The organism is Streptacidiphilus sp. MAP12-33 (assembly GCF_041261265.1).
Lineage (GTDB): Bacteria > Actinomycetota > Actinomycetes > Streptomycetales > Streptomycetaceae > Streptacidiphilus.
Genome location: NZ_JBGCCA010000005.1, coordinates 122,131 through 147,421, shown reverse-complemented (window position 1 = coordinate 147,421; position 25,291 = coordinate 122,131). Strand labels below are relative to the sequence as shown.

Genomic DNA, 25,291 nt, shown 5'->3' with positions numbered 1-25,291 from the left:
GTGGTTCTTCTCTCCCGAACGTCGGTGCCCAGCTCCGCAGCGACGCGCGAGGGCAACTGCTCGATCACGTCGCACGTCGCACGCCGGACCTGAACGGGGTCGAGGCGGGGTCGAGGCGGGAGCCGTCGGCAATCCAGAGTCTCCAGGCCGGTCAGCCCGAGGACCTCCATGGCTGTGGCCGGAGGCGACCACAGCACACCGGCTGCCTCCAGCCGTTCGAGCAGACGCCCGGCCGCGTGCCACTCCCCCACGTCCAACATTCCCCACCGCCAAGGAGTTTGTCGAGGCGGAGTAGCAGCGGCCGGAAAGGGATCCGCTAGCCCAGTGAGGCGAGGTACGCCGAGGCGGCGTCCGGGGTGAAGAACCAGTTCGGGAAGTCCGAGGGGTTGTCGAAGCCGTTGGCGAAGCGGTCGGCGACGGGCGGGAGCTGGCCGGCGGCGCCGATGAGGTTGAGGACGTGCTCCGGGGGCGGAGCGAGCATCGCGTTGGTCCAGGCGGTGACGTCCGCGGCCGTGTCCGTCCAGAAGGTCTCGAAGGCGCGCTCCATGAAGGCGCGGTCGAAGGGGGCGTCGCCGTGCGCGCGGATGGAGTCCAGGTAGGAGGTGGCGCACTTGGACGCCGTGTTGGAGCCCTGACCGGTGATCGGGTCGTTGGCCACGACCACGTCGGCCACGCCCAGGACCACGCCGCCGCCCGGGAGCTCGCCGACGGGGCGGCGGACGGTGGGGGCGTAGCGGCCCGCCAGGGTGGCGCGGGCGTCGGTGAGCTCGACGCCGCCGAGGGTGCGCTCGTACTCCCAGGGGGTGTAGGTGCGCATCAGTTCCAGCGTGCGGTCCAGGTGCTCCTGCGGGTCCAGCGCGGGCTCGAAGACGTCGAGCGGCCCGCCGGGTATGCCCTCCCAGAACAGGATGTCGCACGGCCCGGAGAGGGTGAGCGCCGGGATGACGAAGAGTTCGCCGACGCCCGGCACCAGGTTGCAGCGCACGCCCGGGTAGTCGTGCTCGGGGCGCGGGGCGAGGCCGTGCACGTAGGAGACGGCGAGGGCGCGCTGGGGCGCGGTGTACGGGGAGCGTTCGGCGTCGCGGGCGAACATGGCGACCAGCTCGCCCTTGCCGGCAGCGACGACGGTGAGGTCGTAGCCGCGCACCAGGTAGTCCAGGTCGGAGACGGTGACGCCGTTGACGACGACCTTGCCGCCGCGCTGGGCGAACAGCTCCAGCCAGCCGGGCATCTTGACGCGCTGGTCGACGGACTGGGCGTAGCCGTCCAGGCGGCCGATCCAGTCGATGACGCGTGCGGCCTCGGGGCCGCTGACGGAGACGCCGAGGCCCTGGGCCTTGGGCGCCTCGGCCTCCCAGAGGCTCAGGCCGAGGTCGCGCTCGTGCTGGAGCGAGGTGGCGAACATGCACTGCGTCGACATCACCCGGCCGCCGCGCACCTCGTCGGGGGTGCGGTCGGTCATCACGGTGACGTCGTGACCGTCGTTCTGCAGGCCGAGCGCGAGCTGGAGGCCGGACTGGCCGGCGCCGACGACGAGGATTCTCGCCACGTTGGTGCTCCTGGTGGTGATGGGGGTCGGTACGAGGAGGCCGGGGCCTCCGAGGGCAGCCTCAGAGATCGGAGACGGCCAGGGTGTGCTGGACGAGCGCGGCCAGCGTCAGCGCCGAGGAGGCGCGCGAGCGGGCGTCGCAGCGCAGCAGCGGGACGTCCGGGTCGAGGCTGAGCGCGTCGCGGATGTCGGCGTCGGCATAGAGGGGCGCGCCGTCGAACCCGTTGACGGCGACCACGAAGGGCAGCCCGCTGCTCTCGAAGTAGTCCACGGCCGGGAAGGCGTCCGCCAGCTGTCGGGTGTCGACCAGGACCACCGCGCCGACGGCGCCGCGGGCGAGGTCGTCCCACATGAACCAGAAGCGACGCTGGCCGGGCGCGCCGAACAGGTAGAGGACCAGGTCGGCGGCGATGTGCAGGCGGCCGAAGTCCATGGCCACGGTCGTGGTGGTCTTGCCGCTGCCGGGGGTGAGCTCGTCGGTGTCGCTGCCGGCGTCGGTCATGATCGCCTCGGTGCGCAGCGGGGTGATCTCCGAGACCGAGCCGACCATGGTGGTCTTGCCGACGCCGAAGCCGCCCGCGATCACGATCTTGGCGGAGGTGACCGGCAGTTCGGTGAGCGGGATGCCCGGGGTGGTCACCTCGTCGACGAGGACGCCGCCGGGCGTGTTGACGTCACGCCAGGTCACGAAGGCCTCCGAGGATCCTTTCGAGCACCACGCGGTTGGGACGCGCGGGGACGCCGATGGGCGAGCCGCCCGCGCCGACGCTGACGGTGGCTCCGTGCACGCGGATGCGTCCGGCGTCGACCAGGTCGCTGACCCACACGCGGACGACGCCGAGCGGCAGTCGCAGCAGCGCGGAGACCTCGGCGACGGACCGCATCTGACCCTGGCACAGGGCGCAGATGCGCTCCAGTTCGGGCAGCGCGGGCGCGGTCTGCTGCCCCGGCCAGGCGGCGTGGACGGGCCGCTGCTCGACGGCCGAGATCAGCGTCTCGACCAGCAGCACCTGGCCGAACCGGGTGCGGCCGCCGGTGAGGGCGTAGGGGCGCACGCGCAGCGAGCGCGCGGGAACGGTCATCGGGTCGCCTCCTGGGCCTCGGCCGCCGCCTCGGCGCGGACGTGCGCGGTCAGGACGTGTCCGGCCTGCTCGACGAGCCGGGCCATCTGGAAGGCCGCGATGCTGAGGTCGCAGTCCTGGGCCGTGTAGGCGGCCAGGCAGGCGGTGCGGTCCACGGCCATGAGGATCAGCGTGCCCTCCTCCAGGGTGACCACGGTCCGCTTGAGCGTGCCGAGGTCGAGCAGCGCGGTCAGGCCGGCGGCCAGGCCGTTGATGCCGGCCACGAAGGTGGCGAGCTGCTCGGCCGGGCAGTCCTCGTCGACCGCCACCAGGGGCAGGCCGTCGGTCGAGACCAGCGCCAGGGCGCGCAGGCCGGGTGTGGCCGTGAGCACGTCGCCGAGCAGCCAGCGCAAGCGGGTCTGCGAATTCGCCTGGGTCATGCCTTGTCGTCCTCCTCGCGCGGGGCTGCGGCCGCGCGCAGTCCGTTCTGGAAACCGCCGAGGCGGCGGCGGAGCTCGTCGGCGGTGGCGCCGGCGTCCTTGGGACGCCGGTCGCTCGCACGGTCGGGGCCGGGGTCGGTGAGGTGGGCCAGCTGGCCGCTCTCGCCCTTGACCCGCTTGGGCAGCCCTGCCGACGCCGAGAGCCCGCCCCCGACCGGTCCGCGCCGGGCGCCGGGGACGGCGGCCAGCGCCGGCCCACCGGGGCGGTGCGGGCCCGACGGGCGCTGCGCGCCGGCGCCTGCCGGGACGGGGATGCCCGCGGGAGGCGTGTCCAGCGGCGTGGGCGCCGGGGGTGCGACCAGGAGCCCTGCCGGCAGGGCGACCAGGGCGGTGGTGCCGTCGCCGCCCGCGCTGACGCGCAGTTGGACGCGCAGGCCGAGGCGGTGGGCGAGCAGGGTGACGACCCGCAGGCCGAGGGAGCGGCCGCTGCCGTGACCGACGTCGTGACCGTCGCCGGACTCGGCGAGCGCGACGTTGGCCTGACGCAGCATGGTCTCGGTCATGCCGATGCCCCGGTCGGCGACGGAGATCATGACCTCGCCGCTGTCGAGGTGCCAGGCGGTGACGGTGACGGCCTCGGTGGGCGGGGAGAAGGCGGTGCCGTTGTCCAGCAGTTCGGCGAAGACGTGGCTGAGGTCGTCGGCGGTCTCGGGGCGCAGGAAGACGGCCGGGATCGCGGTCAGATGGACCCGCTCGTAGCGCTCGATCTCGGACAGGGCCGCACGCAGCACGTCCAGCAGGGAGGCGGGGGCGCCGGGGCGGGTGGGCCGCTGCTGGTCACCGCCGGCCAGCAGCAGCATGTTCTCGCTGTTGCGGCGCATCCGGGTGGCCAGGTGGTCGAGCTGGTAGAGCTGCTCCAGGCGCAGGGAGTCGGACTCCATCTCCTCCAGGCCCTCCAGGCGTCCGAGCTGACGCTCGACCAGGGCGAGGGAGCGCAGGGCCAGGTTGGCGAGCACCTCGCCGCCCTCGCTGCGGCTGCGGCGCAGCTCCTCGGCGGCGTCGTCGAGCTCCTGGGTCAGCCGCACGTTGTACTGCTGCGCCTGGCCGTGCGCGCGTTCGAGGTCGTCGTAGGCCCGGCGCAGCCCGTCCATCGCCGCGTCCCGCGCGGTCCGCTCCCGGCGCTCGGCCCTGCGGGCCCGCAGCTGCCACAGCAGCAGCGCCAGCAGGACGACCGCGAGAAGGGCCGCGAAAGCCGCGGAGGCGTTCGGTGTGGACACGTGACCCCACAGTTCGGCGCAGCAGCCGGCGCATCGGAAGCATTTGGAACTTATGTCACACCCATCACATCATACGAACGATTCCGTATTCCACTCGGCCCGGGCGACTTCTCGTCAACTTCCAGGCAGATTAGGTGAATTGGACTGAGAGATCGTGACGTGGAAACGGCGGGAAGGTGACGCGTACGCGCCACCTTCCCGCCGGACGGGTTCGACTCCGGGGAGGTCAGGGGTAGCTGACGAGGTCCGCGACGGTCGATCCGCTGTGGACCGTCGCGCCCGTGCCGTTGACGATGTGGGTGATCGTGCCCGTGCCGCCGAGGGAGACGTCCATGGCGTCGTGCAGGGCGACCCCCGAGGTGCTCGGCACCTCGACGGCATGGTCGGCGACCACGCTCGAGTTCACGTTGAAGTAGCAGTACACGCCCAGGCCGTACGCCTGGTGGCTGGTGACGCCCGGGGCCACCTCGTAGGAGGCCCAGCCGTCACTGTTCCCGTTCATCCACGCCGCCTGGTTCGGCGGGTCGTAGGGCATCTCGGACTGGTAGAAGTAGGTGCGGCCGCCGTTGCCGTTCCACTGCACCTGGTACTGCTGGTAGTGCTCGACAGCCAGCCCGTACATGGTCACGTTCGCGCCGTTGACGGTCAGGCCGTTGGCGCCGGTGTTGCTGGTCCAGCCGACGCCGTTGCCGTGGTCGGCCCGCCACAGCCACAGGTCGTCGCCGATGGTGTTGTTCGCGTTGACCACCAGCGTCCGGCTCGCCTTGCCGACAGCCGCGCCGCCGACGCGGAAGAAGACGTCGGAGAGCACGTTCGGGTCGGCCGAGTGGTCCGCCGAGGCCCCGGACGGGCCGATCTGCATCAGCGAGGCCGAGTTGGTGCCACCCGCGTCGACGATGAGCCCGGCGACGCGGACCCCGCCCACGTCGTCGGTCGAGATCGCGGTGACGCCGTTGTTCGCGACGAGGGTCGCCAGCCCCAGGCCCAGCACGACCGTGTCGGCGCGGGTGATGTGCAGGGTGTCGCTCAGCTGGTAGACGCCGGGGGTGAAGATGAGGTTCTTGCCGGCGGCCAGGGCGGCGTTGAGCGTCGCGGAGGTGTCCGACGGCGTCGCGACGTAGAAGGCGCTGAGCGGCAGTGAGGTCCCGGCCGGGGTCTGTCCGCCCGTCCAGTCGGCGCCCGTGGAGTTCGTGCGCTGCGCGGGCACGAACACGTTGTAGTTGCCGGAGCCGTCGACGTAGAGGCTGGGCTTCTCCACGCTCACCGGCGTCTGGCCGACGGTGGTGTAGGGCGGGTTCGGGAAGCTCTGCGCGGGCGCGCCGGTGTCGCCGACGAAGACCATGTTCCAGTTGGAGCCGGTCCAGCTGCCGAACTCGTCGTTGCGGGAGAGCCACTGCTGCTGGCTGCCGGAGTTGAGCTGCCCCTCCACCTTGGCGTCGCCGAGGAAGCCACCGCTGGACCAGCCGCCGTTGTCGTCCAGGACGACGTTGCCGTCGATGTGGACCCGGCGCATCGGCGACGCCTGGGAGACGGCCCACTTGGTGCTGCCCGAGGAGGGGTCGATGGTGAGGTTCTCGACCCCGCGCCAGAAGTTCTCCGTCGCGTTGCCGCCGTTCCACTGGGCGTCGGCGTTGACGCCGCCGCCCGTGATCACGGTGCTGTCCGGCGACTGCCCGAGGCCCAGCACCTGGGTGTAGAAGCCGACGTTGACGTTGACGTTGTAGCTGCCCGGCTTGAACAGCAGCGCGTAGCGGCTGCTGCCGAACTGGTTCGACTGCTGCTGGCTGTAGACGGAGTCGAGCTGGCTCTGGATCGCGGCCGACGACATGGAGGGGTCGAAGACCAGCACGTTGGGGCCGAAGGGGTTGGCCGAGGTCGAGACGGTGGGGAGCGTCCACTGCTGGTTGGCGCTCCCCGCACAGGTCCAGATCTGGGACTGGGTGCCGGGGGTGGTGGACCAGTTGGTGTCGTCCAGGCACTTGCCCGACTGCGGGTTCAGCAACGAGCCGTTCGACTGCGGCTGCCACACCTGCGCACCCGTGCCGTTGCAGTCGTACAGGTCGACCGCGGTCCCGTCCGCCGTCCCGCCACCGTTCACGTCCAGGCACTTGCCCAGCACCCGCAACGTCCCGTCACCACCTACGGTCCACTGCTGCGCGGCCGACCCGTTGCACGTGTACACCTGCACCGGGTTGAAGTTCGCCGTCGACGCCGAACGATCATCCAGACACAGACCCCCGTAGCCGACCACCTGACCTGTCGCGCCGACCGAGGAGGCGGCCGCGGCCGGGTGCAGGGCAACGGCAGCGAGGGGGATCTGGAGCAGCACGGCGGCGACGGCCAGCCGGCGCGAAGCATGCATGGCGGGACCTCTCGGTCAGGAAGGGTGGGGGCGCGCTGATTGAACTCTTGAAGCCATGGCAGCGTCAAGGGTTCTGACGACATGAGGTCTAAACCACTTGGCTGAGCGGGGAACTCCATGGGCAGCCAGAAGAGAAGCCACATGCTCCGCTTGTGCAGATCGCTGAGAACGCTCTCATGAGATCAAGACTCGAACACAGAGGTCAGACATGCCGGACCTCTCCCTCCGGAAGGCTGCGGCACTGCCGCGCCTGGTAAGGGCCCTTGACGCCCTGTCATGGCCTCCGGTTGACTCCGGTCTCACTCGGCCGCGCCCCCACATTCCGCGGCCACACCCCCACGGAGTCCCCATGCGTCTTCGGCATGCCTGCGCACCGTCCGCCGCCCTGCTGACCGCCGCCTCGGCCCTGCTGCTCGCCGCCCCCGCGGCCCACGCCGCCGCCAACCCCGGGCCCGGCTTCCCGGCCCAGTACGCCGCACCGTACGTGGAGACCTGGAACTCCCCCGGCGCCATCGCCACCGCCGAGCAGGCGACCGGCCTGAAGTACTACACGCTGGCCTTCGTCATCGACGGCGGCGGCTGCAACGCCACCTTCAACGGCTCCACGGCGATCGACGACGCCGGCTGGACCGGCGCCGTCAACACCCTGCGCGCCTCGGGCGGCGACGCGATCGTCTCCTTCGGCGGCGCCTCCGGCACCGAGCTGGCCGAGGCCTGCACCTCGGTCTCCGCCCTCCAGGCCCAGTACCAACGGGTCATCGACACGCTCAACCTCACCCGGATCGACCTCGACGTCGAGGGCTCGACGCTGGACGACACCGCCGCCAACGACCGCCGCAACCAGGCGCTGGCCAACCTCCAGTCCTACTACGCCGGCCAGGGACGCACTCTGAGCGTCGACTACACCCTGCCGGTCGCCACCACGGGACTGCTCTCCGACTCGCTCAGCCTGCTGAACAACGCCGCGAGCCACAGCCTGAACGTCAACCTGGTCAACATCATGACCATGGACTACGGCCCGAACGAGGAGATGGGCCAGGCCGCGGTCGGAGCGGCCCAGGCCCTGCACACCCAGCTCGGCCAGATCTGGCCCGGCAAGAGCTCGGCGCAGCTGTGGGCCATGGAGGGCAACACGCCGATGCTCGGCGTCAACGACTCCACCAACGAGGTCTTCACCACCGGCGACGCCTCCACGCTGGAGAGCTTCGCCAAGTCCAACGGCATCCAGGAGCTGGCCTACTGGGCGCTCGGCCGGGACGTCGCCTGCGCGAGCGTCGGGACCTACTCCGACACGTGCAGCGGCACCTCGCAGAGCAAGTACCAGTTCGCTTCCACCTTCAACGCCGTCACCGGCGGCTCGTCCGGCGGCGGTGGCGGCAGCCGCACGGGTCAGGTGGTGGGGTACCAGGGTCTGTGTCTGGATGACCGTTCGGCGTCGACGGCGAACTTCAACCCGGTGCAGGTGTACACGTGCAACGGGACGGCCGCGCAGTCGTGGACGGTCGGCTCGGACGGGACGCTGCGGGTGCTGGGCAAGTGCCTGGACGTGAACGGCGGTGGGACGGCGGACGGGACCGCGGTCGACCTGTACGACTGCAACGGCACGGGTGCGCAGGTGTGGCAGCCTCAGTCGAACGGCTCGTTGCTGAACCCGCAGTCGGGCAAGTGCCTGGACGACACCAACTGGTCCACCACCCCCGGCACCCAGTCCCAGATCTGGACCTGTGCGGGGAGCGCCAACCAGCAGTGGACCCTGCCGAGCTGAGCTCAGACCAGAGCTTCCCCACCCTCGCCCTCGCGCGGTAGCGGGTGGGCGACGGCGAGACACCAGGGAACCGAGAACAACACGACCAACCCGAGCCCGAGCAGCAGCGGGGCCGGACGGGCCGCCGCCGGCACCAGGCAGGCGGCGGCCACGGCGGCACAGGTGGTACGTCGGCGCGGAGTCCTCGCGACGAGCGCACGCTCGTGGACCGCGGGACGGGACGCGGGCGTCAGCCCCGGTAGGACTCCAGGAGGCGCAGCCAGACCTCGCTGATCGTCGGGTAGGCCGGGACCGCGTGCCACAGGCGGCTGATCGGGACCTCGCCGACGACGGCGATCGTCGCCGAGTGCAGGAGTTCCGCCACGCCCGGGCCGACGAAGGTGACGCCGACGAGCACCTCGCGGTCGAGGTCGACCACGGCGCGGGCGCGGCCGCGGTAGCCGTCGGTGTGGAGGGAGGCGCCCGCGACGTTGCCGAGGTCGTAGTCCACGGCGCGCACGCGCAGTCCGCGCTGCTGGGCCTCGGCGAGGGTCGGGCCGACCGAGGCGGCCTCGGGGTCGGAGAAGACGACCTGCGGGACCGCCAGCCGGTCGGCGGTCGCGGTGTCGGCGCCCCACGGTGCCAGGTCCAGCGCTCGGTCGGCAGCGCGGGCGGCGATGACGGCGCCGAAGACACGGCCCTGGTACTTGCCCTGATGGGTCAGCAGGGCGCGGTGGTTGGCGTCCCCGGCGGCGTAGAGCCACCCGCCGGGGACGTCCACGGCCAGGCCGGTGTCGTCGACCCGGATCCAGTCGCCGGGCTTCAGGCCGACGCTCTCCAGCCCGAGGTCGTCGGTGGCGGGTCGGCGGCCGGTGGCGAAGAGCACCTGGTCCGCCGTCAGGGTCCCGCCCTCGCCGAGGTCGAGCACGACCTCTCCCTCGGCCGACGCGCGGCTGAGCCCGGCGACGGAGGCGCCGAAGCGCACCTCGACGCCCGCCTCCCGCAGCCCCTCCGCCACCAGTTCCCCCGCGAACGGCTCCATCTGCGCCAGCAGCATGGTGCCGCGCACCAGCAGCGTCACCCGGCTGCCCAGCGCCGCCCAGGCGAACGCCATCTCCACGGCGACGACCCCGCCGCCGACGACGGCGAGGCGGCCGGGCACCTCCTCGGCACTGGTCGCCTCGCGGCTGGTCCAGACGCCCGCCTGCTCGATGCCCGGCAGGGGCGGGAGCGCGGCCCGGGTGCCGGTGCATACGGCGACGGCGTGCCGGGCCACCAACGTGCGCTCGGAGCCGTCCGGGCCGTCGACCAGCACGCGTCGCTCGCCGTCGAGCCGTCCGTGGCCGCGCACGAGTGTGATGCCCGCGGAGTCCAGCCAGGCCACCTGGCCGTCGTCGCGCCAGTGCGAGGCGAACTCGTCCCGCCGCTTCAGCACCGCGTCCGCCTCCAGCGTCCCGGTCACGGCCTCGCGGGCGCCCGCGACGCGCCGGGCGTCGTTCAGCGCGGCGGCGGGGCGCAGCAGCGCCTTGCTGGGCATGCAGGCCCAATAGCTGCACTCGCCGCCGACCAGCTCGTGCTCCACGATCGCGACGCTCAGCCCGCCGGCCCTGGCCCGGTCCGCGAGGTTCTCGCCCGTGGGCCCGGCGCCCAGCACCACCACGTCGTAGGTCTCCACCGTGCTGCTCACTTACGGCTCTCCTCGCGTCACTTGACCGTCACCCGGAATATAGTTGATGCTTCAACCATACTGGGCGCAAGCACAACCCGGCGCGGCACCACGCACCCCCTGGGGGCCACGATGGATCAGACCGCGTCGAGCGCCCTTCGAGAGTACGGCGGACTCGGGCACGTGACGGGCACCCCGGTGCGGGAGCTGCTGGGCGCAGGCGAGTTCACCCTCTGGACTCCTGGGTGGCACGGGCCGCCGGGAGCTGCCGCTGCGCGGCGTCGACGGCGCCTCGAAGCTCCTGCTGCTGGGCGGCGAGCCGTTCGAGAAGAGGATCGTCATGTGGTGGAACTTCGTCGGCCGCTCCCACGAGGAGGCCGCCCGGGCCGTGCGGACTGGGCGACGGGCGGCCGGTCCGGCACCGTCCTCGGCTACGAGGGCGCCGTCACCCCGGCTCCCGCCCTTCCCGCCGCCCCGCTCACAGCGCGCGGCGCGCGGCCGCGAGCGCTGACGCCCGGGCCGCGCACCCCGTGCGGGCTCAGGTCGCGTAGACCGAGAAGCCCGAGGCCTGACCGGCGGGCCAGCCGGTGTTGGCCGTGAAGAGGAGGCGCAGATAGCGGGCGGTCACGCCGGACGGGTAGCCGATGGTGGACGTGTTGCCGGTGTTGGGGTCGAAGAGGTAGCCGGCCGAGGCGACCACGGTGCTGAAGTCGGTGCCGTCGGTGCTGCCCAGGACCTGGATGGTCTGGGTGCGCGCGCCCCACGCGGTGGAGGGCGGCAGGGTCAGCACGATCCTGCGGGTCGTCACCGCCTGGCCGAGGTCCACCTGGAGCCACTGCGGGAAGGCGTTGTCGACGCTCTCCCAGTAGGTGTTGGGGTCGCCGTCGACGGCGTTGGCCGCGACGTAGACCTGGGTGTGGCCGCTGTCGGAGACGGGCTGGTGCAGGGCCAGGTCGGGGTTGCCGCCACCTCCGCCTCCTCCTCCGGAGCCGACGACCGGCTGGGTCGGGCGGGTGGCCGTCAGGGCGAGCTGACCCTTGAGCATCTTGCCGCCGTCGGCCGTCAGCCGCAGGTAGTAGTCCGAGGAACAGGCGGTGCCGTCCTCGTCGAGCGCGAGCAGACCGGAGCCGTTCGGCACCTGGCTCTGGTTCTCGGCGGTCTTGGCGATCTGGTTGCCCTCGCCGAACTCGTCGAACATGGAGATGTAGACGGACTGCACGCCGGCCCGCGTCATGTCGTAGAACTGCCGCCACATGAAGTCGCCGTGGGCCCGCTGCCGGGCGGAGAGGTCACCCGGCAGGACGCACGGCTGGTAGTCGATGCCGTTGGCGTTGCAGTCGGCGAGGTCGGGCACGGTGGCGTTGGTGTAGAAGTTGTCCACGTCGGCGACGGTGCCGATCCGGCCGACCATCCACGGCGAGAGCATGTCGAACGCGTGGTAGACGCCGAGGTAGCCGGCCCGCGAGTCGTTGGTGCCGAGCCGCCACCAGGTCGGGACGCCGCCCATCACGTAGCAGCCCTGGGACTTGAACCAGCTGACGACGTCCGCGCAGGCGGCCGGATCCCAGGGGTGGTTGGCGTCGTTGAAGCCGAAGCCCCAGATCCCGACGACCGGCTTGCCGTTCTGGCGGGCGTAGGCGGAGGACGCGGTGTGCTGGGACATCAGGTCGGTCCAGTCCGCCTTGATCTCGGACTGCATGTTCGTCCAGCCGCTGACGTCGTACATCACGTAGAACTTGACGCCGTGCGACTCGGCGGAGGAGCGGACCCGCGTGGTGATCGCGTTGCGCGTGGGTCCCTCGCTGCCGTTCGGGTCGAAGCGCTGGAGCGCGGCGGTGTCGCAGCCGTTCTGCTGCATCCACGTGAAATGGGTGTCGATGGTCTGCTGGTCGTAGGAGGAGAAGAGGGTGGCCGGGGAGCCGTTGCCGAGGCCGGCGTAGCCGGTCTGGTAGGTGCGGCCGAAGTCGCGCGAGTCCGGCCAGGCCTTGATGACGTTGTTGCTCGGCGAGGGCGCCTGCGACCAGTTCTGGCTCCAGTGCCACCAGGCGTCGATCGGCGCGCCGTCGCCGGGACAGGCGAACCAGCCCTGGTAGCCGACGGTGACCTTGCCGACGACGTCGCCCGCCGGGCTCGCGGCCCGCGCGGTGTCGGGGAGGGCGAGCCCGCCCAGGGCGACGCCTGCGGCGCCGGCGGAGAGCGTGGACAGGAAGGTGCGACGGGAGACTGTCATGGACCATCCCGGGGACGGGGCGGCGGCCGAGTCGGACAGGGGTGGGCCTCGGCCGCGCTCTGGGCGGGAGCGTATTGACCGCACGACATCAAGGCAAGACTCGGAGCAAATTGCGCAAGAACTGTCGTGAAGAACGAAAATTCTGCCCCGTCTTGGAAGGGGCCGACAGCGGACTGTTGGTCAGTCGACGCCTTCGATGACGCGGAAGTCGCGCTCGAAGCCGTCGGGGAGGGCCACCAGCGCCTTCCGGTAGGCCTCGCTCTCGTAGGCCGCGGCGGCCTCTTCGAAGCTGTCGAACTCGATCAGAACGACGCGTTGCGTGATTCCGGCCTCGTGGGCGACGACCCGGCCGCCACGGGACAGGACGCGCCCGCCCCCGGCCCGCACAGCCGGACCCGCCAGCTTCTCGTAAGCGGTCAGCTCCCCAAGATCGGTAGTGGCGGGGTAGACGCTGACCCAGTAGCCCTTGGCCATGGAAACCTCCTGTGTTCGGCATCCGCAGGCTAGGGGTTGAGAGGCGGCCGAGGGAAAGACCGGCCCGGGATAGGCTCAGAAGGGATCGTTGTCAATCGGCAGGGAGGGCACGTGGCCCCGGACACCGTGAGCCTGCGGTACTTCCTGGTGCTGGCACAGGAGTTGAACTTCACCCGCGCGGCCGCACGGATCGGCGTCGCACAGCCCGCACTCAGTGCCCGGATGCGCCGGTTGGAGGCGGAACTCGGTACGGCCCTGCTGGTCCGCACCACGCGCAGCGTCGTACTGACCACGGCCGGTGCGGCTTTGGCGGAGTCCGCGCCGTCCGCACTGGCGGCGCTGGACCGGGCCTGGGACACCGCCCGGAGCGCGGCGGCCGGTGAACTGGGCACGCTGCGCATCGGATACAGCCTCAGCACCGGGGCCGAGACGGCACCGGCTCTGGTGGACCGGCTGATGCGCGACCACCACGGACTCGAGGTCGGCGCGGTCCCGATGGCGACGCCGGAGATCTCCCCCGCGGTCGCCGACGGCCGCATCGACGCCGGGATCACCCGGGGTGAACAACCGGGCCGCGACGTGCACCGGTTCCTGCTGCGGCGTCAGCGCGTCGGGGTCCAGCTGGCGCAGCACCATCCGCTGGCCGAACACCAGGAGATCGAGATCGCCGACGCGGCCGCGTATCCGCTGCGGCTCCCGGATCGCGCGGCCAACCCCGTGATCCACGACCAGCTGTCCGCGATCTTCCTGGACATCCGACCCCGCCCCCGATTCCACACGCCCGCCGTCTGCTTCGACATGTCCCAGCGCGACCTGCGCGACGGGGTCACCCTCGCCCCGGCCGGAGAAGCCGCGGCCACGGCCCAACCGGCCGGTCTCACCTGGCGACCGCTGCGGGGCGCGCCCAGCCTGACGATCCACCTGGTCCTCCCGCGCGAGCCGTCGCCGCTGCACCGCCGTGTCCGTGCCGTCGCCACAACCCTGGCGCGCGAGCTGCACTGGCTGCCGACCCGGCAAGTCCCGCCGCTGCGGTCGGAGGCGGCACACCGTCCGTCCGGGTCGGCACGTCAGGCGAGTTCTCGCACGAAGTAGAAGTGCTCGCCGATGCCCGGGACGGTGAACCGGTCGCCGATCGCGGTGAAGCCGTGGTGCCGGTAGAACCCCGCGGCGGCGAGGCGGCCACTGCACCACACCAGGCGGGCGCCGCGCACCGCGCTCTCCCGCATGCCCGCCCGCAGGGCCTCGCCGCCGAAGCCCTGGCCGCGAAGGTGCGGGGCGCTGGCCATCTTGCGCAGCCGGCGGACCTGGCCGTCCGGAAACCCGCTCGCCGGGAGATCGCCGGGCAGCGGTTCGCTGCTGAAGGTGGCGCAGGCGCCGAGCTCGCCGCTGTCGGTGTAGACCGCGACGTGGAAGGTGTCCGGAAGCAGGTCGACGTCGGTGAGTGCCGTCTCGCGGGGCCGGCCGGGCCGCAGGACCTGCCGGCGGAGGTCCAGCACTGCTTCGACGGGGACGAGCTGGACGGGCATCGGGCTACCTCAACGGGGGTCGAGCGGGGTGCGGGGCCGGCTGAGCAGCACCCTAGTCCCACTCCCAGCGGATACCGAAGCGTCCCGGGCCCGCGCCGAGGGCGACGGCGTGGACGGAGCCGGTGCGGTCCAGGGCGAGCGGGCGCTCGCGCGGGGCGGCGTCCAGGGAGGAGCTGCGGTAGGCACAGCAACGGCGCGGCCGGGCTGCGGGGTCGAAGCGCACCTCCATCAGCCGCTCGCGGGTCGCCCGGTGGAGCCGGGCGCCGAAGCGGGTGGCCGGTCGCAGGCCCGGCGTGAAGTGCAGGGTGTACTCGACCAGCGCCGTCTCGCCGCGCGCGAGGCGGTGGCCGAAGTGCAACTCCGCTACCAGCAGGCCCTCCTGGGCCAGGTGGACGACGCGACCCACGCGGCAGCCGGGGCCGGCCTCCAGGGTGGGCGCCGACACGGAGGACCGGGTACGGTCCACGACGATCCAGCGGTCGGCGCCCTCCGCCTCGGCGCGGACCAGCCGCCGGCTCCACAGCGAGCGTTCGCGACGCCCCCCGTCGACCGTGAGCCGGGAGTGCGAGCTGAGCCGGGTGAGCGTCGCGTCCCAGCGGGCGTCCACGTCGTCCCAGGGCGAGGGGTCGGCCGCCGCGGTCCAGGTCTCCGCCAGTCCCGGCGCCGTCGCCACCCGGTCCGCCAGATGCCGGCCGCGCGGGCGCGGCGGGCCGAGCAGGGCCGAGAGGCCGCCCGCCGGCACCGCCAGCACCTCCTCCAGGACGGCGAGGGCGTGCAGCGAGGCGGTCCGCTCGGGGCGGCAGCGTCCGGTCTGCCACAGGCTCAACGTCGAGACGGAGAGGGTGACGCCGCGCGCCCGCAGGCGGTCGACGATCCGGTCGAGGGTGAGACCGCTGCCGCAGATCGCGGCGCGGAGGGTCGCCGGGAAGGGCGCGGGGGCGTCAGCGGCTCGCACCGGCACGGGGCTGCTCCTTCGTCCGTCGTCCTACGTCTGTGGTCCCACGGGGACCGGCCGACCCGGTCGCCGAACCGCCGCCGCCCGGATCACCACCGCACGCTACCCCCTCCGAGGGCAGGCGGAACCTGTGAATCCGGCGGGCCCGCCCACGTGACCGCACGGTGAATTCCCTCAAAACTCAACGGGGCCCGAGATCTTGCCGGGAACATGCCGAGCCCAGCAGTCTTTCCCCCGCCGCCGGTGATCACCGGGCCCGACCGGCGGCACGCACACACCCCCACCGCCGGTCCGCCTTCCGGCGCCGTCCCCCACAGCGGCGCCGGAAGGCTCCGGTCGGCACCACGAGAGGACCGTCACCCCATGGGTCACCCCCAGCGCGGATCGAGCCACAAGCTGCTGACCGCACTCGCTTCCCTCGCCCTGGTCACCGGCGCCGTCGCCGCCGCCCAGACGCAGGCCGTCGCGGCGAGCACCGCCCACCCGGCGACGCAGGCGAACCCCTACGCCCCGGCCACCCAGCACGCCTACCGCCACGGCGCGATCCCCACCCTCGACGGCAACACCAAGATGAAGGGCTGGGCGAAGACCCACGCCGGGACGGCCGCCACCGGCTCCGAGACGCTCTCGTACGGCGGCGGCATCGACGGGATCGGTGTCAACAGCGGTCACGCCAAGGTCTACCTGGTCTTCTACGGCACCCAGTGGGGCACCAAGAGCACCGACGCGAACGGCAACGCGGCCTTCACCGGCGACCCGGACAAGGCGGCCTCCGCCGCCCAGCAGATGTTCAAGGGCATCGGCACCAACAGCGAGACCTGGTCCGCGGACCTGACCCAGTGGTGCGACGGCCCCAACGTCACCGCGGGCGCCACCAGCTGCCCGAGCAACGCCAACTTCATCCCGTACCAGAGCGGCGGCGTGCTGGCCGGTGTCTGGTACGACAATGCGGCGAAGTCCCCGTCCCAGGCCACCGGGCACCAGCTGGGTGTGGAGGCGGTGAACGCGGCGGCGCACTTCGGCAACACCACGGCGGCGTCCAACCGCAACGCCTACTACGTGATCCTCTCGCCCCACGGCACCAACCCGGACGACTACCAGAACCTCAACACCGGCTTCTGCGCCTGGCACGACTGGAACGGCGACACCACGCTCACGGGCGGCGCGGTCACCTCGAACTACGGTGACATCGCCTTCTCGAACCAGCCGTACAACATGGACTTCAAGTACCTCGGCCAGAGCGAGTGCGGCATCGACTTCGTCAACTCCGGCACGGCGGGGACACTCGACGGCTACACCATGACGCTGGGCCACGAGTGGCACGAGATGATGTCGGACATGAACCCGGCGGGCGGCTGGACCAACAACACCGGCAGCTCCTACCAGGGCCAGGAGAACTCCGACGAGTGCGCCTGGCTCGCCCCGGGCACCGCGGGCGGCGCCGCGAACGTCTCCTTCGGCAGCTTCGGCACCTACGCCGAGCAGGCCAGCTGGTCGAACGACACCAACAGCTGCGCGATCTCGCACGCGATCCTGCACTGAACTGCTGAACCGCTGAACCGCTGACACGCTGAAAAGCCCGGAGGCCGGGTGGGCGACGCCCACCCGGCCTCCGGCCGTCATGCCTGCTCAGTTCCGGTAGCGGTAGAGGATCCGCCCGCGGGTCAGGTCGTAGGGGCTGAGCTCCACGAGGACCCGGTCGAAGGGAAGGATCTTGATGTAGTTCTTGCGGATCTTCCCGCTGATGTGGGCGAGCACCTTGTGCCCGTTCTGGAGTTCCACCTGGAAGGTGGCGTTGCGCATGCATTCGAGGACGGTGCCCTCGATCTCCAGGCCCTTCGGCGTGCGTGCCAAGTTCTCTCGATTCATGGATGTTGGGAGGGGAAAAAGCGGGGGGTGCGGACGCGGATCAGCGGCGCACCAGTTCCAGGTTGCCGCCGACCCGCCGGGCGCCTGCGCGCTCGACGAGGGCCAGGGCCGCCGTGTTGGGCTCCTGGACCTCGGCCCAGGCCGAATCGGTTCCGGCGCGGTGGAGCGTGTCGAGCGCGTGGGCGAGCAGGGCGCGGCCGATGCCCTGGCCCCGGTGCTCGGCGCGGACCGCCAGTAGCCCGATCCGCGGCCGCCTGGTGACCAGCGCCACGCGGACCAGACCGACGTAGGCGCCGTCGCGGACCGCGACCGCGTACCTGGCCGGATCGGCCACCGTCACACCGGGCGGGAGCGGCAGCACCTCGGCGGGCATCGCCTGCCAGCCGACGGTCGCGCCGATCTCGTCGCGGAGCTCGCGGTCCAGCGCGCGCAACGGGCCTTCCTCGGCCTGGCCGGCGGGCACGAGGGTGACCCCGGCCGGCAGCCGCGCCGGGTCGAGGCCGGTGACCTGGGGATCGGTGGGAAGGACGAACTCCCACTCGCGGCGGCCGACCGCGAAGCCGGCGCGCTGCCAGCACGCTCGGAGCTCGGCGTCCGTCTCGTCGACGACGGTGTGGAGGGGTTCGCCGACGTCCGCCAGCATGGCTGCGGCCAGTTGGTCGAAGACGTCCGTCTGCCATGCGTCGACGCTGAGGAAGAGACGTCCGTCGGGCCGGCGCGAGGTGTCGCCGCTGCCGACCACGCGGTCGCCCGCGACCGCCTCCCACCGGCTCTCGCCGATGCGGGAGATCTGCGGGGTGTCGTCGTGAGACGAGGAGTTCGTGGAAGCCGTGGAGCCGGAGGAATGCGGGGGAAGCGAAGAGTTCATAGGGTCGCCCTCTCAGGAGTGCCTGGAATCGAGGCGCTCCTGGCGACACCTGCTTCAGTCGCCCGCCGTGAGGAAGATGGGGAGCACCCACGTGCGTACTGCCTTCATGGGTCCCACCTCCTCGCGGTCGATCACGGTGTCCCTACGGTACCAAGGGGATCCGCCGCGTCCAAACGGGTTTCGGTATGCCGTCACCGCGGCGGCCACACGGCCCGCAGCAGCACCTCCACCTGGGCGGCCAGCTGCCGGGGGTCGAACCGGCCCGGGTCGGTGAGCGCGATGCGGCCGAAGTGCTCGGCGCAGGCCACCAGGGCATGGGCGAGGATGCGCGCGTCGAGCACGACGTCGCCCCGGTCGTCGAGGACGGCGGCGATCCAGTCGGCGACCTGGCGCCTGAAGCGCTCCCGGTCCGCCTCGACGCGGTCGCGCACCACGGCGGGCATGTCGCCGGGGGTCAGCAGGATCAGCCGCCAGGTGTCCGGGTCGGCGCGCAGCATCGCCGACATGCGGCGCACCGCCTGGGCGGCGAAGGACGCCGGGTCGCGCGGGTCCGTCGTCTCGGGCAGGGTCGCCAGCAGCCGGTGGAAGGCGCGCCCCTGTTCCCGGTCGAGCAGGGCGCCGAGCAGGTCGCCGAGGTTCTCGAAGACGCCGTATACCACCGAGCGCGCCACGTCGGCGCGTTTGGCGATCGCCTCGATGGAGACCCGCCCGTAGCCCTCACTGACGATCACGGCCAGCGCCGCGTCCAGCAGTTGCTCGCGGCGCTCCGCGAGGGGGACGCGCGGGGCGTAGGGGCGTCGCTTGCGCGGCGCGGGCGTCGCTTCGGGCGAGGTGGTCGCAGACACCTTGGCAGTTTACGACAGTCGTGCCTTAATTTACGACAGTGGTGTCTTAATGACGGGCGAGACAGGGAGCCAACTCATGGCGTGGATGAAGCGCGACGCGGTCGAACCGCACGAGGACTACGGATTCTTCGGGCCCGGTTCGGTGGTCTGGAAGGTCTGGAGCTACCCGACCTCGCTGACGGTCGGCTTCCAGCGGGCGGTGGTGGTCGAGGAGCTCGACCCCCCACTGGTGGCCGCCGTGCACGGCACCCAGGGCATCTACACGCGCCCGCGCACGCGCTACGACCGAACGCTGCGCTACTTCGCGATGGTCGCGTTCGCCGGCTCGCACGAGGTGTGCAAGGCCGCCGACGTGCTCGTCAAGGTGCACTCCAAGGCGGTCGGGCGGCTGCCCTACAGCGAGGGCACCTACGACGCCAACGACCCGGCCTCGCAACTGTGGATCCAGCTCACCGGCTGGCACTCCATCCTCTACGCCTACGAGCGCTACGGACCGGGCAAGCTGACGGCCGAGGAGGAGCGCGAGTACTGGGAGGCCTGCGCGCTCGCCGCCGAACTGCAGACCTGCTCCCCCGACGACGTCCCGCGCGACCGCGCGGGCATCCGCGCCTACTTCGAGCGGATGCGTCCGCAGTTGTCCGCCAGCCCGATCGCCCAGCAGGCCATGAAGCACCTGCTGCGCACCGAGCTGGTGCTGCCGCCCACGCCGTGGTGGGCACGGCCCGCCGGCCTCGTCGTCGCGAGGGCGCAACGCGTGGCCACGATCGCCACGATGCCGCGCTGGATGCGCGCGATGGCCGGGATCCGGCAGTCCCGCCTGCTCGACGCGCTGATCGTGCCCGTCATGAAGGTCTCGTTCGCGCTCGTCCATCTCAATCCCGCGCTCGAACTGCTGCTGCTGGGACGGCTCTCGCCCTCCACGGTGCCGGTGGTCGCCCCGATGAAGCTCGGCGTCCCGCCGCGGCGCGAGGAGGTGCTGACGCCGGCCGAGGCCCGTGCCCGGTACGGTTTCGCCCGGCCGGCCGAGGCGCACCTCGACCTGCGCGCCCGCCAGGCCGAGCGGGTCCTGGGCGACGGCCGCGCGCCGAGCGAGCAGGGTCTGATCGAGTCCGAGACGATCCTCGGCCCGCTCGCGTAGGCACCACGCCGAAGGCACCGCCCAGGCGTGCGTCCGGACCCACGCCGAAACCCGCGTCGTCGCGCGCCGCGGAGGCCGCATCGAGGGGGCACGCCATGGTTCGCGTACCCCCTTGGTGCGGTGGAGGTTTGACGGCGCCCCTGGTGTTCGCGCACACAGCCGGAACCTGTACCTTGGGCGCACCCAGGTCGCGGTCCGCCGCCGCGACCCGCGCGCACAAGGGGGCTTCCCATGTCTACGTCACGAATACACCGCAACCGTATGCTCGCCCGCACGGTCGGCACCATCGGTGTCGTCGCCGTCGCCCTCGGTGCCGCGGTGGCCCCCGCCGGGGCCACCGCCCCGCACACGGGCAAGGGTCACGGCCCGGCCGCCCCGGACGGGCTCGTCGACGACGCGGCCACCGCCAAGGCGCAGGCCGCCGCCAACCGCCTCGAGCAGAACCCGGCCGGCACCCTGCAGTCCCACGCGGCACCGCGCTTCGGCCGCGACTGGGGTGTCACTCCGCAGATCCCGGCCCCGACCGGCCCCTACCAGGTCGGCACGGTCAACCTGCACCTGGTCGACAAGACCCGCTACGACCCCTGGGTGCCGACCTACCCGCGCCGCGAGCTGATGGTCCAGCTCTGGTACCCGGCCACGCAGACGTCCGGCACCCAGCTGGCGCCGTGGCTCCAGTCCGAGGCGGCCGACAGCTTCCTGCAGTCCTGGAACGTGTGGCCCGGCTCGATGAACCTGCCGACCACCGCCGGTCACCTCGGCGCCCCGGTGAACACCAAGGCCGGCAAGCTGCCGGTGCTGCTGTACTCGACCGGCTTCCACTCCGACCGCTCGCAGGGCACCGCCCTCGCCGAGGACATGGCCAGCCGCGGCTACCTGGTGGTCCTGATCGACCACACCCACGACGCAAACGAGGTGCAGTTCCCCGGCCCGCGCCTGGAGACGGCGACCGACGCCAGCTCCAAGTACACCCTGACGGTGCGCTCGGCCGACGCCAAGTTCGTCGTCGACCAGTTGGGCCTGATCGCCAAGGGCACCGACCCGGACGTCGACGGCGCCGCGCTCCCCACGGGGCTGGCGGGCAACGTCGACATGACCCGGGTCGGCATGTTCGGCTGGTCGCTGGGCGGTTCCGCGGTGCTGACCTCCATGCAGCTCGACCCGCGCATCGCGGCCGGGGCCGACCTGGACGGCCAGCTCTACGGCTCGGCGGTCACCACCGACCTGAACCGCCCGTTCCTGCTGTTCGGCGCGTCGTACCACGACCGCAAGGAGGACGGCAGCTGGGCCCGGGTCTGGCCGCACCTGAAGGGCGGGCGCACCGAGCTGAAGCTGGCCGGTACGCAGCACCTGTCCTTCGCCGACTTCGAGGTGCTCTTCTCCCAGGCGGGCCAGGAGATGGGCCTGAACCAGAGCCAGGTGCAGCAGGACATCGGCACCCTGGACCCGGACCGGGCCATCCAGATCATGCGCACCTACCTGGCCGCGTACTTCGACAAGGCCCTGCACCGCACGGGCGCCACCGACACCGCGCTGATGAACGGCCCCTCCAAGAGCTACCCGGAGATCTCCTTCGTCAACTGACGCCACGTCACCGTGCCACCCCCGTCCGGCTCTCCGGGCGGGGGTGGCGTCGTCTTCGATCACGATGCGGACGTGCGTTGACGGCGCCGCGCGCGGCTGGCTACTCTCCCCGCATGCAGCGGCACACGATCATTCTCACGAAGCGCGGTCACATCGACCTGCTGCGCGTGTGTTCCGCCGCCTGTCGTCCCTGCTGAGGACGCCCTTTCCCGCACTGATTCCGCGCCGTCACGGCCGCGCCGGTCTGGTGTGCCCTTTCTGACGTTGCGTCATTCTCCTTTTCCGCGCCTTCCCTTGGTGCCTTCGTCGTGCCGGGGGAGCGTTCGTGCACCCCAGGAGCTTTGTCATGCCCACGTTCTCCCTGTCCCTGCGCAGCGCCCTGCCCGTCGCCGCGGCGGCCGCCCTCCTCGGCGCGCTGCCCACCGGCGCCACCGCCGCCCCGGCCGCTTCGGCCGCTTCGGCCGTCAAGCCGCTGCCGTTGCCCGGCCTCACCGTGCTGACGGACCGCCCCGGCGCCGCCCACGGCGACCTGTTCGTCTCCCCCAACTCGACCGACCCGCACTACGCGAGCGGTGTCGAGATCCTCAGCCCCGACGGCCGCAAGGTCGTCTGGTCCCAGGCCGTGCCCGCCGGGCAGGAGGCCGCCGACTTCCGCAAGCAGTACTACCGGGGCCGCCCGGTGCTGACCTGGTGGCAGGGCACCGGCCTCGGCGGGCTCGCCACCGGCGTGGACGTGATCGACGACGCGCACGGCCACCGGATCGCCACCGTCCACGCCGGGCACGGCTACTCCGCCGACGGTCACGAGTTCCTGATCACCCCCCAGGGAACCGCACTCGTCCTGGCCTACACCGAGCGCACCGCCGACCTGCGCGCCCTCGGCGGCTCGGCGCACCAGAAGGTGATCGACGGGATCGTCCAGGAGATCGACATCCGCACCGGAAAGGTGCTGTTCGAGTGGAACAGCGCCGACCACGTCCCCTACGCCCAGAGCGAGCAGCCGCTGCCCGCCTCCCCCGACACCCCGTGGGACTGGTTCCACATCAACGCCGTCAAGCTCGACGGCAACGGCCGCCTGCTCGTCGACGCCCGCAACACCTGGACGGCGTACGAGGTCTCGCGTCGCTCCGGCGCCGTCCTGTGGCAGCTGGGCGGCAAGGCGAGCACCTTCAAGGAGGTCGCCGCTCCGGGACAGAGGCTGAACACCGCCGACCGCATCTTCGCCTGGCAGCACGACCCTGAGCCGCTCGGAGGCGGCCGCTACAGCTTCTTCGACAACGAGTCGGCCGGTCAGGCCAACACCGGTAGCGGTGCCGTCGCCGAGCTCCCCTACAGCCGGACCGTCACCGTCAGGATCGACCCGCGCACCCGCACCGCGACCCTGGAGCGTGCCGACAACCAGCCGCTGGGCCTGAGCGCCAGCTCGCAGGGCGACGCGCAGCCGCTGCCGGGCGGCGACCTGCTGGTCGGCTGGGGGTCGCTGCCGTACCTCTCCGAGTTCGGGCGTGGCGGGAAGCTGCTGTTCGACGCCGCGTTCCCGGCGGGGGTGAACACCTACCGCGCCTACCGCTTCTCCTGGAGCTGACGGCACGTCGTACCCGCCGAACCGCCTGCCCGGAGTGGGCGGAGGACCATCCGGGGGAACGTCCGGCGTGGGACAGCACGCCGGCGGCGGTCGCCGTCTTCCCTTGGATGGTGTCCACCCTCGACCCGACCGCCGGGGCTCCCGGCCGGGCCTCGCCGCCTGGACCCCCGCCCGGGCCGACGACATCGCGGTGATCGCCCTGACGCCGGGGCAGGCGTAGGTTGGCGGCGTGAGCGCCGAAGAACGGTACCGGGTGGTCGACGCGGAACGGCTGGACGGCGTGGTGCGGGCCGCCGTCGCCGCGGGACTGGTGGGCGGCGAGCAGGTGGCGGCGGGCTTCGTGGACGTGGACGGCCTGCTGCGCTCGGTCGCGGACCTGCGCGCGGGGTTCCGCGCCGCCGGCGCGGGTGGCGGTGGCGCGGGTGGCGGCGCGGGTGGTGGCCGTGCGGGCGAGGTGCTGCACACCTTCGCGGCCAAGGCGTGCGCGCTGGTGCCGGTGCTGCGGTTGCTGGCCGAGGCGGGTCTGGGCTGTGAGGTGGCGAGCGCCGGCGAGCTGGCACTCGCGCGGGCGGCGGGCTTCCCCGCCGAGCGGATCGTGCTCGACTCCCCCGCCAAGACCACGGCCGAGCTGGCACAGGCGCTCGCCCTCGGCGTCGCGGTCAACGCGGACAACCTGGGCGAGGTGGAGCGGATCGCCGCGCTGCTCCCCACCGCCCCGCCCGTCTCCGTCCTCGGCCTGCGGATCAACCCGCAGGTCGGGGCGGGCTCGATCGACGCGATGAGCACCGCGTCGCGGCACTCCAAGTTCGGTGAGCCGCTGGGCGATCCCAGCGCACGCGAGCGGATCGCGGACGCTTTCGCCCGGTACCCGTGGCTGACCCGCCTGCACGTGCACGTGGGTTCGCAGGGCTGTCCCCTGGAGCTGATCGCGGCGGGGGTGCGGGCGGTGTACGAGCTCGCGGAGGACGTCAACGAGCGGGCCGGGCGGCGCCAGGTCACCAGCCTCGACCTGGGTGGCGGACTGACCGTCAACTTCGACTCGGACGAGATCCGCCCCACGCACCACGCCTACGCGGAACACCTGCGCGCGGCCGTGCCCGGCCTCTTCGACGGCCGCTACGCGCTGGTGACGGAGTTCGGGCGCTCGCTGGTCGCCAAGAACGGCTTCACCGTCGCCGTCGCGGAGTACACCAAACAGGTCGGCGGCCGGTCCGTCGCGCTCACCCACGCGGGCGCGCACCTGGCGACGCGCACCGTCTTCATGCCGCAGGCCTGGCCGCTGCGGATCAGCGTGCACCGCCCCGACGGCACCCGCCGCGAGGAGCCCCCGGTCGTCCAGGACGTCGCCGGGCCGCTCTGCTTCGCGGGCGACGTGGTCGCGCACGAGCGGCCGCTGCCGCCGATCCGGCCGGGCGATCTGGTCGTGCTGCACGACACCGGCGGCTACTACGCCTCGGCGCCGTGGGGCTACAACAGCGTGGCCCGACCCGCCGTGCACGGCTTCAGCACGCGCGACGGCGCGGTGCGCTTCGCCACGGTGCGCGACCGCCAGACCGCCCTGGAGATCGTGGCCGAGAGCGGCGGCGCCCACGCGGGGTCGCTGCTCGGTCTCGGCACTGAGGCGACCGAACGCTGACGCGGCGCCGGACGGGCGGTAGGGTTCGCTACCGACCGGTAACCACGGTCGCCCCCTTCGAGTCCGCGAGGCACCCGATGACCGACCCCCGACCCGCTCCCTCCGCCGCGCCCCTGGCCGCGCTCCTCGCTGTCGCGGGCGCCGCGCACTTCCTCGCCCCCGGGCCCTTCGACGCGATCGTCCCCCACGCCCTGCCGGGCCGGGCCCGCACCTGGACCTACCTCAGCGGCGCGGCGGAACTCGCGGTCGCCGCGACCCTGGCCGCCCCGCGCACCCGCCGCACCGGCGGTCTGCTGGCCGCCGGCCTGTTCGCGGCGGTCCTCCCCGCCAACATCCAGATGGCCCTCGACTGGCACGACAAGGCCCCGGCTCTGCGCGCCGCGGCCTGGAGCCGGGTCCCGCTCCAGGTCCCGCTGATCACGCGCTCCCTGCGGATCGCGCGCGGCTGAACGCCGACGCAACTCCCGCTGCGTGGCGTAGGG

General features: G+C 72.3%; 22 protein-coding genes and 1 pseudogene. 9 read left to right on the top strand and 14 right to left on the bottom strand.

Going from position 1 to position 25,291, the window contains the following annotated elements:
• Positions 1-316 precede the first annotated feature (316 nt).
• The 6 genes from ABH931_RS07705 to ABH931_RS07680 form a co-directional block, all read right to left on the bottom strand.
• Complete coding sequence (locus tag ABH931_RS07705) at positions 317-1,549, bottom strand: styrene monooxygenase/indole monooxygenase family protein (RefSeq protein ID WP_370111206.1); 1,233 nt, start codon at positions 1,547-1,549, stop codon at positions 317-319.
• Positions 1,550-1,610: 61 nt separating this feature from the next.
• Positions 1,611-2,174 carry an ATP/GTP-binding protein gene (locus ABH931_RS07700; RefSeq protein WP_370111358.1) on the bottom strand — a complete coding sequence of 188 codons (564 nt, stop codon included), beginning with the start codon at positions 2,172-2,174 and terminating at the stop codon, positions 1,611-1,613.
• Positions 2,175-2,223: 49 nt separating this feature from the next.
• The gene (locus ABH931_RS07695; RefSeq protein ID WP_370111204.1) at positions 2,224-2,631 is read right to left on the bottom strand and encodes a DUF742 domain-containing protein; all 408 of its coding nucleotides are present in this window, start codon (positions 2,629-2,631) and stop codon (positions 2,224-2,226) included.
• A complete protein-coding gene (locus ABH931_RS07690; protein ID WP_370111202.1) occupies positions 2,628-3,050 on the bottom strand; it encodes a roadblock/LC7 domain-containing protein in 423 nt (140 codons plus the stop codon). The genes ABH931_RS07695 and ABH931_RS07690 overlap by 4 nt, the downstream gene beginning before the upstream one ends.
• On the bottom strand, positions 3,047-4,327 hold the full coding sequence (locus ABH931_RS07685) for an ATP-binding protein (protein ID WP_370111200.1): 1,281 nt from the start codon (positions 4,325-4,327) through the stop codon (positions 3,047-3,049). Before ABH931_RS07685 ends, ABH931_RS07690 begins: the two co-directional genes overlap by 4 nt.
• A 226-nt stretch (positions 4,328-4,553) precedes the next feature.
• On the bottom strand, positions 4,554-6,689 hold the full coding sequence (locus ABH931_RS07680; RefSeq protein WP_370111198.1) for a ricin-type beta-trefoil lectin domain protein: 2,136 nt from the start codon (positions 6,687-6,689) through the stop codon (positions 4,554-4,556).
• 349 nt (positions 6,690-7,038) lie between these two features.
• On the opposite strand from ABH931_RS07680, the gene ABH931_RS07675 reads away from it, so the two are divergent.
• Positions 7,039-8,454, top strand: coding sequence for a ricin-type beta-trefoil lectin domain protein (locus tag ABH931_RS07675; RefSeq protein ID WP_370111196.1), 1,416 nt, complete (start codon positions 7,039-7,041; stop codon positions 8,452-8,454).
• Between the two features lie 229 nt (positions 8,455-8,683).
• On the opposite strand, the gene ABH931_RS07670 is transcribed toward ABH931_RS07675, so the two are convergent.
• Positions 8,684-10,120: an NAD(P)/FAD-dependent oxidoreductase gene (locus ABH931_RS07670; RefSeq protein ID WP_370111195.1), complete on the bottom strand. Its 1,437-nt coding sequence runs from the start codon at positions 10,118-10,120 to the stop codon at positions 8,684-8,686.
• A gap of 226 nt (positions 10,121-10,346) precedes the next feature.
• Here ABH931_RS07670 and ABH931_RS07665 point away from each other — a divergent pair.
• Positions 10,347-10,591 (top strand): annotated as a pseudogene (locus ABH931_RS07665) (pirin-like C-terminal cupin domain-containing protein); the annotation flags it as partial.
• 46 nt (positions 10,592-10,637) lie between these two features.
• Here ABH931_RS07665 and ABH931_RS07660 read toward each other — a convergent pair.
• Positions 10,638-12,329, bottom strand: coding sequence for a discoidin domain-containing protein (locus ABH931_RS07660; RefSeq protein ID WP_370111193.1), 1,692 nt, complete (start codon positions 12,327-12,329; stop codon positions 10,638-10,640).
• A 180-nt stretch (positions 12,330-12,509) separates the two neighbouring features.
• Positions 12,510-12,803, bottom strand: coding sequence for a DUF1330 domain-containing protein (locus ABH931_RS07655; protein ID WP_370111191.1), 294 nt, complete (start codon positions 12,801-12,803; stop codon positions 12,510-12,512).
• Positions 12,804-12,914: 111 nt separating this feature from the next.
• Between ABH931_RS07655 and ABH931_RS07650 the strand changes: the two genes are divergently transcribed.
• Positions 12,915-13,895 carry a LysR family transcriptional regulator gene (locus tag ABH931_RS07650; RefSeq protein WP_370111189.1) on the top strand — a complete coding sequence of 327 codons (981 nt, stop codon included), beginning with the start codon at positions 12,915-12,917 and terminating at the stop codon, positions 13,893-13,895.
• Here ABH931_RS07650 and ABH931_RS07645 read toward each other — a convergent pair.
• Positions 13,871-14,329 carry a GNAT family N-acetyltransferase gene (locus ABH931_RS07645; RefSeq protein ID WP_370111187.1) on the bottom strand — a complete coding sequence of 153 codons (459 nt, stop codon included), beginning with the start codon at positions 14,327-14,329 and terminating at the stop codon, positions 13,871-13,873. The two genes, ABH931_RS07650 and ABH931_RS07645, sit on opposite strands and share 25 nt — an antisense overlap.
• Before the next feature lie 52 nt (positions 14,330-14,381).
• Entirely contained in the window at positions 14,382-15,290 is a 909-nt protein-coding gene (locus tag ABH931_RS07640; protein ID WP_370111186.1) for a hypothetical protein, read from the bottom strand.
• A gap of 357 nt (positions 15,291-15,647) precedes the next feature.
• On the opposite strand from ABH931_RS07640, the gene ABH931_RS07635 reads away from it, so the two are divergent.
• Positions 15,648-16,826, top strand: a complete 1,179-nt coding sequence (locus tag ABH931_RS07635; RefSeq protein ID WP_370111184.1) for a hypothetical protein — start codon at positions 15,648-15,650, stop codon at positions 16,824-16,826.
• Positions 16,827-16,913: 87 nt separating this feature from the next.
• On the opposite strand, the gene infA is transcribed toward ABH931_RS07635, so the two are convergent.
• The 3 genes from infA to ABH931_RS07620 all read right to left on the bottom strand — a co-directional run bounded on the left by infA (position 16,914) and on the right by ABH931_RS07620 (position 18,866).
• Positions 16,914-17,153, bottom strand: coding sequence for a translation initiation factor IF-1 (infA, locus tag ABH931_RS07630; RefSeq protein ID WP_370111182.1), 240 nt, complete (start codon positions 17,151-17,153; stop codon positions 16,914-16,916).
• Positions 17,154-17,193: 40 nt separating this feature from the next.
• A complete protein-coding gene (locus ABH931_RS07625; RefSeq protein ID WP_370111181.1) occupies positions 17,194-18,021 on the bottom strand; it encodes a GNAT family N-acetyltransferase in 828 nt (275 codons plus the stop codon).
• 191 nt (positions 18,022-18,212) lie between these two features.
• A complete protein-coding gene (locus tag ABH931_RS07620) occupies positions 18,213-18,866 on the bottom strand; it encodes a TetR/AcrR family transcriptional regulator (protein WP_370111180.1) in 654 nt (217 codons plus the stop codon).
• Positions 18,867-18,942: 76 nt separating this feature from the next.
• Between ABH931_RS07620 and ABH931_RS07615 the strand changes: the two genes are divergently transcribed.
• The 5 genes from ABH931_RS07615 (at position 18,943) to ABH931_RS07595 (ending at position 25,258) form a co-directional block, all read left to right on the top strand.
• Positions 18,943-20,004, top strand: coding sequence for an oxygenase MpaB family protein (locus ABH931_RS07615; RefSeq protein WP_370111178.1), 1,062 nt, complete (start codon positions 18,943-18,945; stop codon positions 20,002-20,004).
• A 231-nt stretch (positions 20,005-20,235) separates the two neighbouring features.
• Positions 20,236-21,588, top strand: coding sequence for an alpha/beta hydrolase family protein (locus ABH931_RS07610; protein ID WP_370111177.1), 1,353 nt, complete (start codon positions 20,236-20,238; stop codon positions 21,586-21,588).
• A 346-nt stretch (positions 21,589-21,934) separates the two neighbouring features.
• On the top strand, positions 21,935-23,173 hold the full coding sequence (locus ABH931_RS07605) for an arylsulfotransferase family protein (RefSeq protein WP_370111175.1): 1,239 nt from the start codon (positions 21,935-21,937) through the stop codon (positions 23,171-23,173).
• Between the two features lie 229 nt (positions 23,174-23,402).
• The gene (locus ABH931_RS07600) at positions 23,403-24,809 is read left to right on the top strand and encodes a diaminopimelate decarboxylase (RefSeq protein WP_370111173.1); all 1,407 of its coding nucleotides are present in this window, start codon (positions 23,403-23,405) and stop codon (positions 24,807-24,809) included.
• A gap of 77 nt (positions 24,810-24,886) precedes the next feature.
• Positions 24,887-25,258 carry a hypothetical protein gene (locus tag ABH931_RS07595; protein WP_370111171.1) on the top strand — a complete coding sequence of 124 codons (372 nt, stop codon included), beginning with the start codon at positions 24,887-24,889 and terminating at the stop codon, positions 25,256-25,258.
• Positions 25,259-25,291 lie beyond the last annotated feature (33 nt).

Excerpts from the sequence above, each read along its gene's own strand:
- infA (WP_370111182.1), bottom strand. The coding sequence starts at position 17,153 with ATGAATCGAGAGAACTTGGCACGCACGCCGAAGGGCCTGGAGATCGAG.
- ABH931_RS07690 (WP_370111202.1), bottom strand. The coding sequence starts at position 3,050 with ATGACCCAGGCGAATTCGCAGACCCGCTTGCGCTGGCTGCTCGGCGAC.
- ABH931_RS07675 (WP_370111196.1), top strand. The coding sequence starts at position 7,039 with ATGCGTCTTCGGCATGCCTGCGCACCGTCCGCCGCCCTGCTGACCGCC.
- ABH931_RS07625 (WP_370111181.1), bottom strand. The coding sequence starts at position 18,021 with ATGAACTCTTCGCTTCCCCCGCATTCCTCCGGCTCCACGGCTTCCACG.
- ABH931_RS07695 (WP_370111204.1), bottom strand. The coding sequence starts at position 2,631 with ATGACCGTTCCCGCGCGCTCGCTGCGCGTGCGCCCCTACGCCCTCACC.
- ABH931_RS07680 (WP_370111198.1), bottom strand. The coding sequence starts at position 6,689 with ATGCATGCTTCGCGCCGGCTGGCCGTCGCCGCCGTGCTGCTCCAGATC.
- ABH931_RS07635 (WP_370111184.1), top strand. The coding sequence starts at position 15,648 with ATGGGTCACCCCCAGCGCGGATCGAGCCACAAGCTGCTGACCGCACTC.
- ABH931_RS07645 (WP_370111187.1), bottom strand. The coding sequence starts at position 14,329 with ATGCCCGTCCAGCTCGTCCCCGTCGAAGCAGTGCTGGACCTCCGCCGG.
- ABH931_RS07655 (WP_370111191.1), bottom strand. The coding sequence starts at position 12,803 with ATGGCCAAGGGCTACTGGGTCAGCGTCTACCCCGCCACTACCGATCTT.
- ABH931_RS07605 (WP_370111175.1), top strand. The coding sequence starts at position 21,935 with ATGCCCACGTTCTCCCTGTCCCTGCGCAGCGCCCTGCCCGTCGCCGCG.
- ABH931_RS07610 (WP_370111177.1), top strand. The coding sequence starts at position 20,236 with ATGTCTACGTCACGAATACACCGCAACCGTATGCTCGCCCGCACGGTC.
- ABH931_RS07660 (WP_370111193.1), bottom strand. The coding sequence starts at position 12,329 with ATGACAGTCTCCCGTCGCACCTTCCTGTCCACGCTCTCCGCCGGCGCC.
- ABH931_RS07595 (WP_370111171.1), top strand. The coding sequence starts at position 24,887 with ATGACCGACCCCCGACCCGCTCCCTCCGCCGCGCCCCTGGCCGCGCTC.
- ABH931_RS07615 (WP_370111178.1), top strand. The coding sequence starts at position 18,943 with ATGGCGTGGATGAAGCGCGACGCGGTCGAACCGCACGAGGACTACGGA.